General features: G+C 65.3%; 8 protein-coding genes. 5 read left to right on the forward strand and 3 right to left on the reverse strand.

The window, feature by feature from the left end; all coding sequences use genetic code 11:
• Positions 1 to 110 precede the first annotated feature (110 nt).
• Complete coding sequence (locus tag O6P39_RS06125; protein ID WP_275610507.1) at positions 111 to 368, forward strand: DUF1145 domain-containing protein; 258 nt, start codon at positions 111 to 113, stop codon at positions 366 to 368.
• Positions 369 to 490: 122 nt separating this feature from the next.
• Positions 491 to 667: a hypothetical protein gene (locus O6P39_RS06130; RefSeq protein WP_275610508.1), complete on the forward strand. Its 177-nt coding sequence runs from the start codon at positions 491 to 493 to the stop codon at positions 665 to 667.
• A 10-nt stretch (positions 668 to 677) separates the two neighbouring features.
• Here O6P39_RS06130 and O6P39_RS06135 read toward each other — a convergent pair whose 3' ends face one another.
• On the reverse strand, positions 678 to 1,589 hold the full coding sequence (locus O6P39_RS06135; protein ID WP_275610509.1) for a LysR family transcriptional regulator: 912 nt from the start codon (positions 1,587 to 1,589) through the stop codon (positions 678 to 680).
• Positions 1,590 to 1,686: 97 nt separating this feature from the next.
• On the opposite strand from O6P39_RS06135, the gene O6P39_RS06140 reads away from it, so the two are divergent.
• The 3 genes from O6P39_RS06140 to lapD all read left to right on the forward strand — a co-directional run bounded on the left by O6P39_RS06140 (position 1,687) and on the right by lapD (position 6,459).
• Complete coding sequence (locus tag O6P39_RS06140) at positions 1,687 to 3,660, forward strand: alkyl sulfatase dimerization domain-containing protein (RefSeq protein WP_275610510.1); 1,974 nt, start codon at positions 1,687 to 1,689, stop codon at positions 3,658 to 3,660.
• A gap of 189 nt (positions 3,661 to 3,849) precedes the next feature.
• Entirely contained in the window at positions 3,850 to 4,500 is a 651-nt protein-coding gene (gene lapG, locus O6P39_RS06145; RefSeq protein ID WP_275611898.1) for a cysteine protease LapG, read from the forward strand.
• A gap of 15 nt (positions 4,501 to 4,515) precedes the next feature.
• Positions 4,516 to 6,459 carry a cyclic di-GMP receptor LapD gene (gene lapD, locus O6P39_RS06150; RefSeq protein ID WP_275610511.1) on the forward strand — a complete coding sequence of 648 codons (1,944 nt, stop codon included), beginning with the start codon at positions 4,516 to 4,518 and terminating at the stop codon, positions 6,457 to 6,459.
• A gap of 240 nt (positions 6,460 to 6,699) precedes the next feature.
• Here the strand turns inward: lapD and O6P39_RS06155 are convergent, their stop codons facing one another.
• Together O6P39_RS06155 and O6P39_RS06160 are read right to left on the reverse strand one after the other, a co-directional pair.
• A complete protein-coding gene (locus tag O6P39_RS06155) occupies positions 6,700 to 7,032 on the reverse strand; it encodes a tryptophan synthase subunit beta (RefSeq protein WP_275610512.1) in 333 nt (110 codons plus the stop codon).
• Between the two features lie 114 nt (positions 7,033 to 7,146).
• The gene (locus tag O6P39_RS06160) at positions 7,147 to 17,577 is read right to left on the reverse strand and encodes a retention module-containing protein (protein WP_275610513.1); all 10,431 of its coding nucleotides are present in this window, start codon (positions 17,575 to 17,577) and stop codon (positions 7,147 to 7,149) included.
• Positions 17,578 to 17,755 lie beyond the last annotated feature (178 nt).

Genomic DNA, 17,755 nt, shown 5'->3' on the forward strand with positions numbered 1-17,755 from the left:
TCGCGAACGAAGCGTGGGACCAACGAGATGCGCGGCCAGTCGAAAGACAGGAGCGTCCGGGGCGATGCGGCCGGCAGACTGCACCGACCTTCTTACAAGGAAACAACGTCATGTCCGAATTGCTGAGCTTCGCCAAGGGTGCGCTGGCCATGTTCTGGCTCGCCGCCGTCCTCAACCTGGTCTACCCGTTCGGCGAGTTGCATCGCCCGCTGCTCTGGGTGTCCGGCGTGATGCTGCTGGTGCATGTCGGGGAGGTGCTGCTGCTGGCGCGGCGCCGTTCGCTGGGGGAACAGCTGCAGGTCCTGCTGTTTGGCGTGCTGCACCTGCAGAGTCGCCGTCAGCGCCGTCTGGAAACTGTAAACGGCTGATTTACCAAAGCTTTACTTTGCGCAATCGCACCGGCGCCTGGCCGAAATGTCTGATCCTGTGAGACCGGAAGAATCTTTGCCCCGCATTCCCGCGGGGCTGCCGGCTCGATTCAGGAGGCGCCATGCGTCGCATCTTCGCTGCTGTACTGCTCATCCTTCCGTTGACCGGTTGCGTGATTCACGAATACGACCACGATCGCGGCTGGCATGACCGCGACTGGAATGACCGCCCGCACCGGGATTACCGCCGGGACTACCACGACCGCGATCACGATCGCTACGAGGGCTGGAGTCGCTGAGCCGTGACCGTCAGGACGCGTCGCGAAACGCCGCGTCCTCCTCCAGCAACAACGCGACGAACTGGCTGGCCGCAGGCGACAGGCTGCGGCTGGCGTGACGCACCAGGGCGTAGGCAGAGCCGCGCGCTGAAGCGTCGTCGCGGTTGGGCCAGGGCAGCACAGCCAGGCGCCCGGCCTGAACGTCTTCGGCCACCACGTCCCAGGTGGCGAGGCAGAGTACGTCGCTGCCTTTCACCAATTCCTTGAGCATCAGCACGTCATCGCATTGCACGCTCAGCGGCTGCTCGCGCCCGAGGTTCCGGGCCAGGCGCTCCTGGGCGTCGCGCGGCAGGCGCGGGCCGGCCAGAGGGTAGTCGAGCAGGCGCTCCACGGACGGCTTCGTGTCGATCAAGGGATGCCCTGGGCGGCAGAACAGCACGCTGTGGTGTACCCGCAGCGGCAGGATGTCGAGGCGGCTGTCGCCTTCCAGCTCGCGGTAGTCGGCGATGAAGAGTTCGATTTCGTCGTCCAGCAGGCGTTGGTGCAACTTGCTCCAGTTCTCGATGGAGAGCAGCACCGACACCTTCGGGTGTGCGCTGCTGTAACGCGCGAGCACCTGCGGCATCAGCCGTGCGGCGGGGAAGGGGCCGGCGCCCAGGCGCAGTTCGCCGGTCTCCAGGTCGGCCAGTTGCAGCACGGCATTCCTCAGCGCGCGGTCGCCGGCCAGCAGGCGACGGGCGTGCTCCAGCACCAGCCGGCCGTGGGCGGTGAGGGTCACGCCGCGCGGATTGCGATCCACCAGTTGGCAGTTCAACTGGCCTTCCAATGCCTGGATGCTCCGCGACAGGGCGGGTTGGCTCAGGCTCACCGCGTCGGCGGCGCGGGCGAAGTGGCCGTGTTCGGCGAGGGCGACGAAATGGCGTAGCTGGCGGAGATCGCTCATGCGCTTCCTGCATTGATTGTGAAATTGGAATGCATTGGAATTATTAGCGCGACGGCCGGCATAGTGCGAGCACAACAACAAATTCCGGAGTTCTCCGATGTCCCGCCTTTCCGCCGCCGTTCTGCTGGCCAGTTTCTGCCCCGGCCTGCTCGCCGCCGCCGAGCAGCCCAAGCCGCCCACCGAGTTCACCATCGCCGCCCAGCAGAAGGTGCGCGAGTCGCTGCCGTTCTCCGACCGCGCCGACTTCGACCGGGTGGAGAAGGGGCTGATCAAGCGCCCGGAGAACCTGGTGATCAAGAACGAGGACGGCAGCACCGCCTGGCAACTGGGCAGCTACGACTTCCTCAATGCCGGCAAGGACATCGACAGCATCAACCCGAGCCTGCAACGCCAGGCCCTGCTGAACCTGAAATACGGCCTGTACAAGGTCGCCGACGGCATCTACCAGGTGCGTGGCTTCGACCTCGCCAACATCACCTTCGTCGAGGGCAAGAGCGGCTGGATCGTCATCGACACCCTGACCACCCCGGCTACCGCCAAGGCGGCTTATGCGCTGGTCAGCCAGGAGCTGGGACAGAAGCCGATCCGCGCGGTCATCTATACCCACGCCCACGTCGATCATTTCGGCGGGGTGAAGGGGCTGGTGACTCCGGAGCAGGTCGACAAGGGCGAGGTGCAGATCATCGCGCCCAAGGGCTTCATGGAGGCGGCGATCAAGGAGAACGTGCTGGCCGGCAACGCCATGATCCGCCGTGCCACCTTCCAGTACGGCACCCTGCTGCCCAAGGGTGCGCAGGGCCAGGTCGACATGGCCATCGGCAAGGGCGTGGCGCGCGGGCCGTTGAGCATCCTGGCGCCGACCAAGGTGATCGAGGGCGACTTGCAGGAGCTGGAGATCGACGGCGTGCCGGTCACCTTCCAGAACACCCCGGGCACCGAGTCGCCCGCCGAAATGAACGTCTGGCTGCCGCAGCAGAAGGCGTTGCTGATGTCCGAGAACGTCACCGGCACGCTGCATAACCTCTACACCCTGCGCGGCGCCGAGACCCGCGACGCGCTGGGCTGGAGCAAGTACATCAACGAGGCGCTGCACCGCTACGGCGACAAGGCCGAGGTACTGCTCGCCTCGCACAACTGGCCGCGCTGGGGACACGACGACATCGTCCGTACCCTGGAAAAACAACGTGACCTGTATGGCTTCCTGAACGACCAGACCCTGTACCTGGCCAACCAGGGCGTGACCATCAACCAGATCCACGAGCGCTTCCGGGTGCCGCCGGAGCTGGCCAACGAGTGGTACAACCGGGGCTACCACGGCAGCGTCAGCCACAACGTGCGGGCGGTGGTGAACAAGTACCTGGGCTACTACGACGGCAACCCGGCGACCCTCAACCCGATGGCGCCGGAGGACTCGGCGAAGAAGTACGTGGAGTTCATGGGCGGCGCCGATCACCTGCTGCAACTGGCGAAGCAGTCCTACGACAAGGGCGAGTACCGCTGGGTGGTCGAGGTGGTCAACAAGCTGGTCTTCGCCGATCCGTCCAACCAGGCCGCCCGCGACCTGCAGGCCGACGCCCTGGAACAGCTCGGCTACCAGTCGGAGAACGCCGGCTGGCGCAACAGCTACCTGGTGGCTGCGCAGGAGCTGCGCAACGGCGTACCGCGTGACCAGCCGTCGCTGCGGGTCACCAGTTCCGACGCCCTGGCGGCGATGGATACCGGCCTGTTGTTCGATTACCTCGGCGTGCGCCTGAACGCGCAGAAGGCCGAGGGTGAGGACCTGAGCATCAACCTGGTGCTGCCGGACGTGAAGGAACAGTACCTGCTGGAGCTGAAGAACTCGCACCTGAACAACATCAAGGGCGTGCAGAACGAGAATGCCGGGCAGACCGTCACCATCGATCGCGCCGACCTCAACCGCCTGCTGCTCAAGGAAGTCTCGCCGGTGCGCCTGGTGTTCGAGGGCAAGCTCAAGAGCTCGGGCAATCCGCTGCTGCTGGCCAAGCTGTTCGGCATGCTCGACGACTTCGACTTCTGGTTCGACATCGTCACCCCGCCGCAGAAGAGCTGATCCCACCTCCCTCCCGCCGACCGACAATGGCACAGTGCTTGATTGCATTGTGCCATTGTTTTTTTCGCGACCAGCTTGCACCATGCCGCTCCGGCGTACGCCTGGCCAGGCGTGCGTCTTCGCAGTCGAGAAGTCGCGATCGTGTCCAGCTGTTCCATCCGTGCGTTGCGCCGTTATCGGCCCGCAGCCCTGTTCCTGGCGCTGGCGGTGTCGCTCGCCGTGCTGGCTGGCGCGCAACCGGATGCCTGGGACTTCCGCCTGATCGCGCAACGCGCCGAATCGCTCTACGGCCCGCTGGGTGAGGGACGGGCGCGCATCGACGCCTGGCAGCGCCTGCTCGAGGAGTCCGGCGGCCTGCCCGAGGGCGAGCAGCTGCAGGCGGTCAACCGCTTCTTCAACGCGCAACTGCGCTTCACCGACGACATCAGCCTGTGGGGCGACGTGGACTACTGGGCGACGCCGGTGGAGGCGCTGCTCAAGGGCGCTGGCGATTGCGAGGACTTCGCCATCGCCAAGTACATCAGCCTGCGTCATCTCGGCGTGCCGGCCCAGAAGCTGCGTATCACCTACGTCAAGGCGCTGCGCCTGAACCAGGCGCACATGGTTCTGACGTACTACCCCCGCCCCGATGCGGTACCGCTGGTGCTGGACAACCTGATCGGCAGCCTGCTGCCGGCCAGCCAGCGCACCGACCTGCAACCGGTGTACGCCTTCAACGGCGAAGGGCTGTGGCTGGCCAACGCCAGTGGCGGCAAGCAGGTCGGCGACAGCAAGCGGCTGTCTCGCTGGCAGGACCTGCTGAAGAAAATGAAAGCCGAAGGCTTTCCCCTGAACGAATGAGAGCGTGGAGACACGATGTCCCTGTTCAAACAATTGCTCATCGCCATCTGCCTGTTCCTGCTGGTCGCCTTCAGCGGCAGCTTCATGGTCAGCCTGGAAAGCTCCCGCGAGCAGTACGTCAACCAGCTGCGCTCCCACGCCCAGGACGCCGCGACGGCGCTGGGGCTGTCGCTCACGCCGAACATCGACGATCCGGCGATGGTCGAGCTGATGGTCAGCTCGATCTTCGACAGCGGCTACTTCGAGAGCATCCGCGTGGTCGACCTGGCCAGCGGCAAGGTGATCGTCGAGCGTACCGGCGTGCCGGACGCGCTGGCAGCCAAGGTGCCGCAATGGTTCGTTGCGCTGATCGACCTGCATTCGGCCGGCGGTGACGCCATCGTCAGCCGCGGCTGGACCCAGGCTGCGCGGGTCGAGGTGCTCAGCCACCCGATGTTCGCCATCGCCAAGCTCTGGCAAAGCGCGCTGGGCAGCCTGCTGTGGCTGGCCCTGTGTGGGGTGGCCAGCGGCGTGCTCGGGGCGGTCCTGCTGCGTCGCCAACTGAGGCCGCTGGATTACATGGTGGAGCAGTCCCACGCCATTGCCCGCCGCGAATTCCTCAGCGTGCCCGAGCTGCCGCGCACGCCGGAACTGCGCCGCGTGGTGCAGGCGATGAACCAGATGGTTGAGAAGCTCAAGGCGCTGTTCCAGGAGCAGGCCGAACGCAGCGAGCGGCTGCGCGACGAGGCCTATCTGGACAGCCTGACCGGCCTGGGCAACCGGCGCTTCTTCGATATGCAGTTGCACGCCCGGTTGAGCGCCGAGGACCAGGTCGGCAGCGGGCTGTTGCTGGTCCTGCGGGTGCGTGACCTGGCCGGCCTGAACCAGCGCCTGGGCGGCCAGCGTGTCGACCAGTTGCTCAAGGCGGTCGCCGATCAACTGCGCCTGGCCGGGCAGGGCCTTGGCGCTGGCCTGACCCTGGCGCGCAGCCGGGGCGGCGAGTTCGTGATGCTGGCGCCGGGGCTGATGCCCGAGGAGGCGTCGGCCCTGGCGATGCGCCTGGAGACCATGCTGGCGACCCTGGCCAGCACCGGGGCAAGCGATGTGAGCCCGGTGGCGAGCATGGGGCTGGTGCCTTTCGTTTCCGGTGAGTCGGCGCAGGCACTGCTGGTGCTGGCCGATGAGGCGCTGGCCCTGGCCGAGCGTGAGGGGGAGCGCTGCTGGGCGTTCCTGCAGAGTGGGGCCAGCCCGGTCGCCGAAGAGCGCCATGCCTGGCACCAGTTGCTGGAGCAGGCCCTGGCACACAGGCGCTTCCAGTTGTATTTCCAGCCAGTGGTGGCGTGCAACGAGCCCACCCGGATACTGCACTACAAGGTGCTCTCGCGCCTGCCGGACGGGCAGGGCGGCCACATCGCCGCCGGACGCTTCCTGCCCTGGTTGGATCGCTTCGGCTGGACCGCGCGGCTCGACCTGCTGATGCTGGAAAGCGTACTCGCCGACCTGGCCCGCCACGACCGGCCACTGGCGCTGAACCTGTCGGCGGCGCTGCTGCGCGATGAGTGGGCCACCGGGCGGGTGTTTGACCTGTTGCGTCAGCATCCGCAGTTCGCCGGACGCCTGACCCTGGAGCTGGAGGAAGACCAGTTGCCGGCCCAGGCAGTGCTGGAAACCCTGACCCGCCGCCTGCATGAGCTGGGTTACAGCCTGAGCCTGCAGCATTTCGGTGGACGCTTCAGCATGATCGGCAACCTGGCTCGCCTGGGCCTGGCCTACCTGAAGGTGGACGGCAGCCACATCCGCGCCATCGACCAGGAGAACGACAAGCGCCTGTTCATCGAAGCCATGCAGCGCGCCGCACACAGCATCGACCTGCCGCTGATCGCCGAGCGGGTGGAGACGGCTGGGGAATTCCGCGTACTGCGCGAGATGGGGATTCAGGGGGCGCAGGGACAATTGTTTGGCGGGCCTGCGCCGTGGTGAAGGTGTGCTGAATCCATGATCCGGACGTAGGGCGTACAACCGTTCGCGGTGGTACGCCGTTACACCGAAGGTATCGTCGGTTGCATGGTCAGGTTCGGAGTGCCCCGAGCGGCTCCGTGGTCGGGCCCGAAGTGCTCTGAGACTATGGTTAAACGGCGTATAACGTCGAGCGTTATACGCCCTACGCTCCTCGCCCACAGGCTTTGCAGGGCGCCTTTCCCTGCAAATGAAAACTGGGCCTCAGATCAGCCCCGTTTCCTCATCGTCATTGATCAACCGGGTCAGCCCGCCCAGGGCCTCACGGGCCTGGGTCCGGTTGAGCAGCTTGGAGCGCGCCGCCGGCGGCAGGTCGGTGATACGGATGACGCCCTTGGCGATCAGCACCGAGATCAGGTCGTCCAGCACCCGAATCATGTCCAGGTCGCTCTGCTTGAGGTGCAGCAGGCTGCTCTCGGCGGCCTGCCAGGCCAGGATGTCCGGATGGTCGGCCGGCAGCGTTCCGGTCATCCCTTCGAACTCGGCGTCTTCGACGCGCGCCAGTTTTCCTTCGGCGTTGCGCTGGATGTACAGCATCGACCCGTCCCCATTGTCGGATGTGAAAGTACGCCAGCGGCGCCATCGCAAAGGATGGCGCCGCTGGCGCGATGGCTGAGCCTGACTCTTTCGCTGCCTGGCGGCAACGGGGAATCAGTGATGCTCAGTCTTGACCACGGGATCGGAGCCCGCCACCAGTTTGTTGACGATCTCGGTGGAGGTCGAACCGTAGCTGGTCAAGTCAACGCCGCTCAGCTTGATGGTGACGTCTGCACCGCTGTTGACCTGGCCGGTGGTGCTCACCTGCAGGGTCGAGGTGCTGGTGTCTACCTTCAGGTAGCTGAGGATGTCGTTCTGCGCGGCATCCGGCAGCAGGTCGCTGATGTCGATGCGGTCGCCTTCACCGGCATTGAAGTCGGTGATGGTGTCGTTGCCGATGTCGCCGGCCTTCCAGATGAAGGTGTCCGCACCCGCACCGCCGGTGAGGATGTCGTTGCCCTGGCCGCCGGTGAGCTGGTCGCTGCCGGTGCCACCCAGCAGGATGTCATTGCCGCCCTCGCCGAACAGGAAGTCGTTGCCGCCCTGGCCGTAGAGGATGTCGTTGCCGTCGCCACCGTAGAGATTGTCGCTGCCGCCACGGGTGTCGCCGTCGACGTTGAACAGCGCATGGTTCTCCTTGATGAAGCTGTACATCTCCTCGGAGGTCGCTACGTGGCCGTTCTTCAGTTCCAGGAACGCCGACAGCGCGCTGACGCCGGAGCCCGCTGGCAGCTCGGCCGGCTTGACCGGGTTGCCGTTGACGCCCCAGGGCAGGTTGTCGGTGTTGATGCTGTCACCGAAGACGATGTCGTTGCCCGAGCCTGCGTGGACGGTGTCGTTGCCCGAGGGCGCGAGGTCCGAGCTGCTGGAGCCACCGTGCAGGGCGGCATTGAGCTGGTCGGCCTGGGTGACGATATCGACCTGGCCGACCGGGGCAGTGACCAGGTCGTTCCGGGTGATGTTGTCGATGGTGACGGTGGCGTTGTCGTTGTTGCCTTTGCTCGTGTAGTCGTTGAGCTCGAAGTCCAGGCGATAGGTGCCTTCGCCCACGGCGTTGGTGGTGAAGTTGCTGCCGCCGGTATTGAAGGCGATGGTGTGCTGCTCGACCTGATCCCAGCCGCCGTCGGCCCGCTGCTTCTCCAGGGTCCAGGTGAATTGGTCGCCCTTGGTCAGGTTCTTGGTGAAGTCGAAGCTGAAGGTCGAGGTCTTGCCCGCCGCGACCGACAGGTTCGAGCTGATGGCAGTGCTGGCGCCGCTCTTGACGTGGGTGTCCATCATCTGCAGCTTGCCGCCGCTGACGCTGACCGAGCCATTGCCGTCGGTGGCCTTGCTCCATCCGCTGGGCAGGCTGGCGCTGCCGCCCTCGAAGTCGAACAGGGTGGTGCCCTTGTAATAGGTCACGGAGCCCGCGCCGGTGACATTGGTGTTGTCGAAGTACTTGAGCGTTGCTTCGTTGACGTTGGTGCCGATGCCGATCGCACGGACCTCGCTGAGCGCCGACAGGTTGGCGAAGGCCTGCGTGGTGTTCTGCATCAGACTGCCGCTGCCGGTGGACTCGGTCGGGTCGCCGTCGGTGAGGAACAGCGTGACGTTCTCGTTGCCGTTCTGCTGACCGTTGAACCAGTTCACCGCCTGGCCGAACGCCTCCTGGTAGTCGGTACCGCCGCCAGCCTGCAAGCCCTCGTACTGCGAGTTGCCGATGGCATCGGTCAACAGCTTGATGTTGGCATCGGTCAGGTCATTCACGCTGACCTTGATGCTGGCGGTGCTGTTGAAGCCGATCAGCGCGATGTTGATCACGCCATCGTGGCCCTTCAGCTGGTCGGCCAGTTTGAGCAGCGCGTCCTTGACCAGCTTCATCCGCGTGTCGTTGTAGTTCCAGGTGCTCCACCCGGCCAGGTTGTCGCCCATGCTGCCGGAAGTATCGACGATCAGGGCGATGTTGTAGTTGGTGCCCGGCTGGGTGACGGTCAGGATGCCGCCCACATCGCCCAGGATCACGTCATCGCCCGGGCCGCCGGTCAGGGTGTTGTCGCCGTTGGGATCGGTGCCGGGGATCTGTACCTGGCCGACATGGATGTCGAAGCCGTGGGTCGCCGAGGTATCCACGCCACCATTGGCGGTGCCGCCGCTGTCCTGCACGGCGAAGTCGAAGTGCGCGTTGCTGCCCGCGGCGTCCGGCACGAAGGTCAACTTGCCGCTGGCGATGGCGCTGGGGTCGATGGCCTGGCCGGCCACGACCTTGCTGCCGTCGAGCCACAGGGTGCCGGTATCGGGCAGGGACTTGATGATGACGGCCTGCAGGCCCTGGGACTGGCCGTCCGCGCTGTCGTTGAAGGCGAAGTCGTTCAGCCCGAAGGTATAGGTCTTGCCGGTGTAGATGCTGGCCGTGGCATCTGCCGACAGCGGCGCGTCGTTCACCGAGTTGACGTTCAGGGTGATGGTGTTCGGCGTCGGATCGAAGGCACCAGCGCTGTCCTTCACCGAGAAGGTGAAGTCGGCGTAATGGTTGCCGCTGGCGTTGGCCGCCGGGGTGAACACCAGGCCGCCCAATTGGCTGGCGGCGATCACCTGGCCGGCGATCACGGCTACACCGTTGAGGGTCAGGCTGCCGGCGGTCGGCAGGCCGTCGATACGTACGGCGCTCAGGCTGTCGCCATGGTCCACGTCAGTGAAGCCGAAGTCGGCGGCGCTGAAGGTGCGGCTGCTGTCCTCGTTGAGGGTGATGCTGTTGTCGGCGCCACTGGGGGCGTCGTTGACCGCGTGTACCTGGATGTCCAGCGGCAGGGTGGTGGTCGCCTGGTCGTGGTTGCTCGCCTCGGTGGAGGTGGCGTTCACCTGCAGGGTAATAGTGCCGTTGGCATTGGCCGGCGGGGTGAAGGTCAGGGTGGAGAGGTTCCAGCCGGTGACGTCCACACTGCCGTTGCTGGCGTCGGCGGTGAAGCTGTGGATGCCGTCGCTCAGGGTGGCCCCATTGGGGATGCCACTGATGCTGATCGACAGGCTTTCCGAACCGTCGGTATCGACCAGCGCCGCGTTGATCTTCGACAGCGGAATACTGGTGTCTTCGTTGCCCTCGTTGGGCCCGAAGACGGTGTAGTGGCCCTGGCCATTGCTGCCGACCAGGTCGCCCAGGCGCTCGCCCGCACCGGTCAGCTCGCCGGTGTTGTGGTAGACCAGTGCGTTGCCGGTGCCGAGGGTCTGCGCCGCGCTGCCGTTGTCGGACATCTTGAGGTTGTAGCTGCCCGGGCCGTTCTGGTTGTGCTGGTAGAGCGCGAGGGTGTAGTAGCCGCTCTCGGTGGGCGTGAAGGTGCCGCTGAACTGGCCGCTGGTGCCGCCCCAGGTGGCTTCGGCGACGTTGGTGCCGCCGACGACCAGGCGGATGCTGTCATCGCCTGTACCGCTGAAGGTATAGGTGTGGCCGGCCTCGAGGAAGATCAGGCCGCTGACCTTGTTGGCGGTGCCAGCGCTGACGCTGGAGTTGCTCACGCTGTTGATCGAGCCGCTGCTGTTGGGCGTGCCGGCACCATCGATGACCGATTGCAGGGTGGAAGGCGCGGCGCCGCTGCCGTTGCTGCCCAGGGCGAGCCCAGCCCAGCTTTCCAGGGTCAGGCCGGTGGCCGGAGGATGGCCGCTGCTGCTGTCCAGGCTGAGGTTCGGCTTGTCCGCCACGGCGATGATGGTCACGTTCACCATCGAGGTGGAGGTACCACCTTTGCCATCGCTGATGCTGTAAGTGATGGTATCGGTGCCGCTGAAGTTGGCCTTCGGCGTGTAGGTGACGGTGCCGTCGTCGTTGATCACCAGGGTGCCGTTGTTGGCGCTGGCTGCGGTGACGGCCAGCGGGTCGCCGTCCACATCGCTGTCGTTGTTCAGCACATCGATGGTGACGGAGCTGTCCTCGTTGACGGTGGCGCTGTCGGGGGTGGCAACCGGGGCGTCGTTCACCGGGGTGACGGTGAGGTTCAGTGTCGAGCTGCTGCCGGTGTTGGTGGTGTAGGTGATCTCGGGGACCGAGCCGTTCCAATCCTTCGCCGGGGTGAAGCTGTAGTTGCCGTCGCTGCCCAGGGTGAAGCTGCCGACGCCGCTGATGGCCGCGCTCTGGCCGGCGTTGAAGCTGCCGTTCACGCCCGCGATGCTGAAGCTGGCGACGCTGAGGACGTTGTCCACGTCGTGGTCGTTGGTCAGAACGTTGCCGCTGGCAGGGGTGTCTTCGGCGACGGTTTTGCTATCCGGGGTCAGAACCGACGGATCGTCCACCGGGGTGACGTTGGCGAAGCTCAGGTCGGCGGTGGCGGTCAGTTTGCCGTCGCTGACAGTGTAGGTCGCGGTCGGCACCGGGCCGTTGTAGTTCGGCACCGGGGTGAAGGTGAAGCTGCCGTTGCTGTTGATCACCAGCGAGCCGACGCCATTGATCGTCGCGGTATCGCCGGCGGTGTAGTTGTTGCCGCCAATGGTGAAGCCGGTGACGGTCAGCTTGTCGCCGTCGACATCACTGTCGTTGGTCAGCACGTTGCCGGTGGCCTGGGTGTCTTCAGTGACCGGAGTCGGGCCGTCATTCAGGGCGATCGGCGCGTCGTTCACCGGAGTGACATCGATCGTCACGATGGATTCGACATAACCGCCGTTGCCATCGCTGATGCCCACGGTGAAGCTGTCGGGGCCGTGGTAGTTGGCGTTCGGCGTATAGACGTACTGGCCGGTCGCGCTGTCCAGGGTCAAGGTGCCGTTGGCCGGCTCCTTGCCGCTGACCAGGGCGTAGCTGAGGGTATCGCCGTCGATGTCGCTGGCCGGGATCTGGCCGGGGATCGAGGTGTCTTCCGGCCCGCTGACGGCCTGGTCGGTGGTGGTAGGAGCATCGTTCACCGGGGTGACGTTGATATAGACGGTGGCAGTGTCGATGCCGCCGTGACCGTCATGGACGCCATAGGTGAAGGAGGCCTGGCCGGTGAAGTTCGGCGCCGGGGTAAAGATCAGTTGGCCGCCGACGACGTCGAACGTGCCATTCACCGGGTTGCTGACCATGTAGACGGAGAGGTGATCGCCGTCTACATCGGTGTCGTTGCCGGTCAGAGCGCCGAAGTCGCCAAAGTTGAAGGTCAGCGGCGTGTCTTCGGCGATGGTGAAGTGGTCATCGTGCGCCACTGGCGCATCGTTAACCGGGGTGATGCTGACGTCCAGGGTGCTGCTGAAACCGGTATTGGTGGTGTAGGTGACCTGGGGCACCGCACCATTCCAGTCGGGCAGCGGGGTGAAGCTGTACTGGCCGTCGGTGCCCAGGGTGAACTCGCCCTTGCCGGCGATATTGACCACGGAGCCGGCGGCATAGCTGCCGGGCAGGCCGGCGATGCTGAAACTGGCGACACTCAGCAGGTTGTCGACGTCCGAATCGTTGGTCAGCACGTTGCCCGTGGCGGGGTGGTCTTCTTGTGCGCTGCCAGTGTCGGCGACCAGCACGGAGGGGTCATCCACCGCAGTGACGGTGATATGCACGGTACCGGTGGCGACGTTGCCGTTGCCGTCGTGAATCCCATAGGTGAAGGAGGCCGGGCCGCTGTAGTTGGCCGTTGGGGTGAAGACCAACTGGCCGCCGACGATGTCGAGCGTGCCGTTCACCGGGCTGCTGACCATGTACACGGAGAGATGGTCGCCGTCGGCATCGGTATCGTTGCCGGTGAGCGCGCTCAAGTCACCGATGTTGAAACTCAGCGGGGTGTCTTCGGCGATGGTGAAGTGATCGTCGTTGGCAACCGGCTTGTCCTGCACCGGAGTGACGGTGATGTCCAGCGTAGAGCTGCTGCCGGTATTGGTGGTGTAGGTGATCTGAGGGACCGAGCCGTTCCAGTCTGCCGCCGGAGTGAAGCTGTAGTTGCCATCGCTGCCCAGGGTGAAGCTGCCGACACCGCTGATGGTCGCGCTCTGTCCGGCGGTGAAGTTGCCACTCACGCCAGCGATGCTGAAGCTGGCAACGCTGAGGACGTTATCCACGTCGTGGTCGTTGTCCAGTACGTTGCCGGTGGCAGGATTGTCTTCGGCAACGGTGTTGGTGTCCGCGGTCAGTAGCGACGGGTCGTCCACCGGGCTGACATCGGCGAAGCTGAGTTCGGCGCTGGAGCTCAACTGGCCGTCGGTGACGGTGTAGGTCGCACTGGGCACCGGGCCGTTGTAGTCCTGGGCCGGAGTGAAGGTGAAGCTTCCGTTGCCGTTGATCACCAGCGAGCCTACACCGTTGATCGTCGCGGTATCGCCGGCGGCGTAGTTGTTACCTCCGATGCTGAAGCCGGTGACGGTCAGGGCGTCGCCGTCGACGTCGCTGTCGTTTTGCAGCACGTTGCCGCTGGCCTGGGTATCTTCGGTAACCGTTACCGGGCCGTCATTCAGGGCGATCGGCGCATCGTTCACCGGGGTGACGGTGATATTCAGCGTCGAGCTGCTGCCGGTGTTGGTGGTGTAGGTGATCTGCGGGACCGAACCGTTCCAGTTCGTGGCCGGAGTGAAGCTGTAATCACCGTCGCTGCCCAGGGTGAAGCTGCCGACGCCGCTGATGGTTGCGCTCTGGCCGGCGTTGAAGCTGCCGGTGACGCCGTTGATGCTGAAGCTGGCGACGCTGAGGACGTTGTCCACGTCGTGGTCGTTGGTCAGCACGTTGCCGGTGGCCGGGTTGTCTTCGGCGACGGTTTTGCTATCCGGGGTCAGAACCGACGGATCGTCCACCGGGCTGACATCGGCGAAGCTGAGTTCGGCGCTGGAGCTCAACTGGCCGTCGCTGACGGTGTAGGTGGCGGTCGGCACCGGGCCGTTGTAGTTCGGCGCCGGGGTGAAGGTGAAGCTGCCGTCGCCATTGATGACGAGGCTGCCGACGCCCTGGAGGGTGGCGGTCTGGCCTGCTGCGTAGTTGTTGCCGCCGAAGCTGAAGCCGGTAACGGTCAGCTTGTCGCCATCGACATCATTATCGTTGGTCAGCACGTTGCCGCTGGCCTGGGTGTCTTCGGTGACGGCGCCCGGACCATCGTTCAGGGCGACCGGCGCGTCATTCACCGGAGTGACGGTGAGGTTGACCACCGATTCGACGGTGCCACCGTTGCCGTCGCTGACGACCACGGTGAAGGTATCGGTGCCGTTGTAGTCCTTGGCCGGGGTGTAGGTGTACTCACCGGTGGCCGGGTTCAGCGCCAGGCTGCCGTGGGTCGGTTCGGCACCCGGTTTCAGGGTGTAGCTGAGAGTGTCGTGGTCGACGTCGGTGGCGACGATCTGACCGTTGACCGGCGTGTCTTCGGCTGTGGTCTTGGACTGGTCGGCGGTTTCCGGGGCGTCGTTCACTGGCGTCACGGTGAGGTTGACCACCGACTCCACCACGTCACCGTTACCGTCGCTGACGACCACAGTGAAGGTGTCGGTGCCGTTGTAGTCCTTGGCCGGGGTGTAGGTGTATTCACCGGTGGCCGGGTTCAGCACCAGGCTGCCGTGGGCCGGTTCGGCACCCGGTTTCAGGGTGTAGCTGAGAGTGTCGTGGTCGACGTCAGTGGCGACGATCTGACCGTTGACCGGCGTGTCTTCGGCAGTGGTATTGGACTGGTCGGCGGTTTCCGGGGCGTCGTTAACCGGGGTGACGTCGGTGAAGCTCAGGTCAGCCGTGGCGGTCAGCGAGCCGTCCGTGAGGGTGTAAGTGGCGCTCGGCACCGGGCCGTTGTAGTTCGCTTCCGGGGTGAAGACGAAGCTGCCGTCGCCATTGATGACGAGGCTGCCGACGCCCTGGAGGGTGGCGGTCTGGCCTGCTGCGTAGTTGTTGCCGCCGAAGCTGAAGCCGGTAACGGTCAGCTTGTCGCCATCGACATCGCTGTCATTGGTCAGCACATTGCCGGTAGCCGGGGTGTCTTCGGTGACCGCTACCGGGCCGTCGTTCTGGGCGATCGGTGCATCGTTCACCGGAGTGACATCGGCGAATTTCAGGTCGGCCGCGGCGGTCAGCGAGCCATCGGTGACGGTGTAAGTAGCACTCGGCACCGGGCCGATGTAGTTCGCTTCCGGGGTGAAGGCGAAGCTGCCGTCGCCCTTGATGACGAGGCTGCCAACGCCGTTGATGGTCGCGGTCTGGCCAGCGGCATAGCTGTTGCCGCCGAAGCTGAAGCTGGTGACGGTCAGGGCATCGCCGTCGACGTCACTGTCGTTGGTCAGTACGTTGCCGGTAGCCGGGGTGTCTTCGGTGACCGCTACCGGGCCGTCGTTCAGGGCTACCGGCGCATCGTTCACCGGCGTGACGCTGATGTTCAGCGTGGAGCTGCTGCCGGTGTCGGTGGTGTAGGTAACTTCGGGCACCGCGCCGTTGTAGTCCTGCACTGGGGTGAAGATGTAGCTGCCGTCGGCATTGATCACCAGCGAGCCGACGCCGCCGATGTTCGCGGTTTGTCCGGCGGTGAAGCTGCCCTGTACGCCATCGATGCTGAAACCAGTGACGCTGAGCGTGTTGTCCACATCGTGGTCGTTGCTCAGCACGCTACCGGTGGCCGGGGTGTCCTCGGCGACGGTGTCGGTGTCGGCAACCAGTACCGATGCGTCGTCCACCGGGGTGACGTCGGCGAAGTCGAGCTGCGCGGTGTCGATGGCGCTGCCGTCGCTGACAGTGTAGGTCGCGCTCGGCACCGGACCGTTGTAGTCCTGGGCCGGCGTGAAGGTGAAGCTGCCGTCGCCATTGATGACGAGGCTGCCGACGCCCTGGATAGTTGCGGTCTGGCCGGCGGCGTAGTCCTTGCCACCGAAGTTGAAGCCGGTGACGGTCAGCTTGTCGCCGTCGGCATCGCTGTCATTGGCCAGCACGTTGCCGGCGGCCGGGGCGTCCTCAGTCACCGAGATCGGACCATCGTTCCGGGCGACCGGCGCGTCGTTTACCGGGGTGACGTTGAGGTTGACGACCGACTCGACCGAGCCGCCTTTGCCATCGCTCACCACCACGGTGAAGCTGTCGCTGCCGTTGTAGTCCTTGGCTGGGGTGTAGGTGTACTCGCCGGTCGCCGGGTTCAGCACCAGGGTGCCGTGAGCCGGTTCAGTGCCCGGCTTCAGGGTATAGCTGAGCGTGTCCTGATCCACATCGGTGGCGACGATCTGGCCGGTGACCGGGGTGTCTTCCGCGGTGGTCTGCGACTGGTTGGCAGTGACCGGTGCATCGTTCACCGGAGTCACGGTTAGGTTGACCACCGATTCGACCGAACCACCTTTGCCATCACTCACCACCACGGTGAAGCTGTCGCTGCCGTTGTAGTCCTTGCTCGGGGTGTAGGTGTATTCGCCGGTCACCGGGTTCAGCACCAGGGTACCGTGCGCCGGCTCAGTGCCCGGTTTCAGGGTGTAGTTGAGCGTGTCCTGATCGACATCAGTGGCGACGATCTGACCACTGATCGGGGTGTCCTCGGCGGTGGTCTGCGACTGACCGGCAGTAACCGGCGCGTCGTTCACCGGGCTGACATCGCCGAAGTTCAGCTGCGCGGTATCGCTCAGCCGGCCGTCGCTGACGGTGTAGGTCGCGCTCGGCACCGGGCCGTTGTAGTTCTGCGCCGGGGTGAAGGTGAAGCTGCCGTCGGTGTTGATTACCAGCGAACCCACGCCACTGACGCTGGCGGTCTGGCCTGCGGCGTAGTTGTTGCCGCCGAAGCTGAAACCGGTGACGGTCAGCGCATCGCCGTCGACGTCGTGGTCATTGGTCAGCACGTTGCCGGTGGCCGGGGTGTCTTCGGTCACGGCAGCCGGGCCGTCGTTGGCGGCCTCCGGGGCATCGTTCACCGGGTTCACGCCGACATTGACGGTGATGGTGTCGCGGCCGCCCTGGCCGTCACTGACCACCACGGTGAAGCTGTCGTTGCCGTTGAAGTTCTGCCCGGGAGTGTAGGTGTAGGTACCGTCGGCGTTGACCACCACGGCGCCATTGCGCGGGGCCTCGCCCAGATCGAAGCGCAGCGGATTGCCGTCCGGGTCGTTGGCGCGCAGGCGGCCGCTGACCGGGGTGTCTTCATCGGTGCGAAGGGTGGCGTCCTGGCCGCGCGGGTCGTGGTTCGGCCCGCGCTGGTTTTGCGCGCCCTGCTCCTGCTGTTGCCGGCCGACGGCCTGGCCGTTGCTTGCAGTGCCGAAGCCGATGTTCGGGTCGACCCGGCCACCCGTCTCGCCGAGCATCACGAAGCTGTGGCCGCCGCCCGCAGCGCCGGAGCCACCGGTGGACGCCGACGGACCTGCCGCGGTGGGCGCCAGGGCCTGGGTCGGGTCTAGGCCGGCGGCGATGGCTTTCTGCAGGTCCTCGGTGCTCGGAACGGAGAGTTGTGCTTGCGCGTGCGCGGGCGCCACGTGCGGCAGGTCGGCGCCGCTCCACTGGCTGTCGCGGCCCAGGTCGACCACGCGGCCGTTGCCGGTATCCAGGGTCACGGCGCCGGCGGCGCCCGTGACCAGCTGCTCACCCTGGTAGATGCGGTCACCCTCGACCAAGACGCGCTGGGCGCCTTCGGGAGATACCGCGACTACTTGCCCGATGATGCTTTTGACGACGGCGACGACGCTGCTCATGCACTTCTCCTGATGAGGCTTACCTGGTGTGCCGGCCGGGCGGCCGTTTTCCGTATCGGCGCCAGGGGCATTCCTTGTCATTCAGAGCGAAATATTTGGCGTCAGTAAATTGGCTTTATGTCAAAACGAAATTGCTTATATGCCAATCTATTGACCATTCGCGTGCCATCCTAAACAA

Origin of the sequence: Pseudomonas sp. PSE14 (assembly GCF_029203285.1) — a bacterium.
Classification (GTDB): Bacteria; Pseudomonadota; Gammaproteobacteria; order Pseudomonadales; family Pseudomonadaceae; genus Pseudomonas.

What these genes read in the sequence shown, in the direction of transcription:
- O6P39_RS06130 (WP_275610508.1), top strand. Translation starts at nt 491, where the DNA reads ATGCGTCGCATCTTCGCTGCTGTACTGCTCATCCTTCCGTTGACCGGT.
- O6P39_RS06135 (WP_275610509.1), bottom strand. Translation starts at nt 1,589, where the DNA reads ATGAGCGATCTCCGCCAGCTACGCCATTTCGTCGCCCTCGCCGAACAC.
- O6P39_RS06140 (WP_275610510.1), top strand. Translation starts at nt 1,687, where the DNA reads ATGTCCCGCCTTTCCGCCGCCGTTCTGCTGGCCAGTTTCTGCCCCGGC.
- O6P39_RS06155 (WP_275610512.1), bottom strand. Translation starts at nt 7,032, where the DNA reads ATGCTGTACATCCAGCGCAACGCCGAAGGAAAACTGGCGCGCGTCGAA.
- lapD (WP_275610511.1), top strand. Translation starts at nt 4,516, where the DNA reads ATGTCCCTGTTCAAACAATTGCTCATCGCCATCTGCCTGTTCCTGCTG.
- O6P39_RS06125 (WP_275610507.1), top strand. Translation starts at nt 111, where the DNA reads ATGTCCGAATTGCTGAGCTTCGCCAAGGGTGCGCTGGCCATGTTCTGG.
- O6P39_RS06160 (WP_275610513.1), bottom strand. Translation starts at nt 17,577, where the DNA reads ATGAGCAGCGTCGTCGCCGTCGTCAAAAGCATCATCGGGCAAGTAGTC.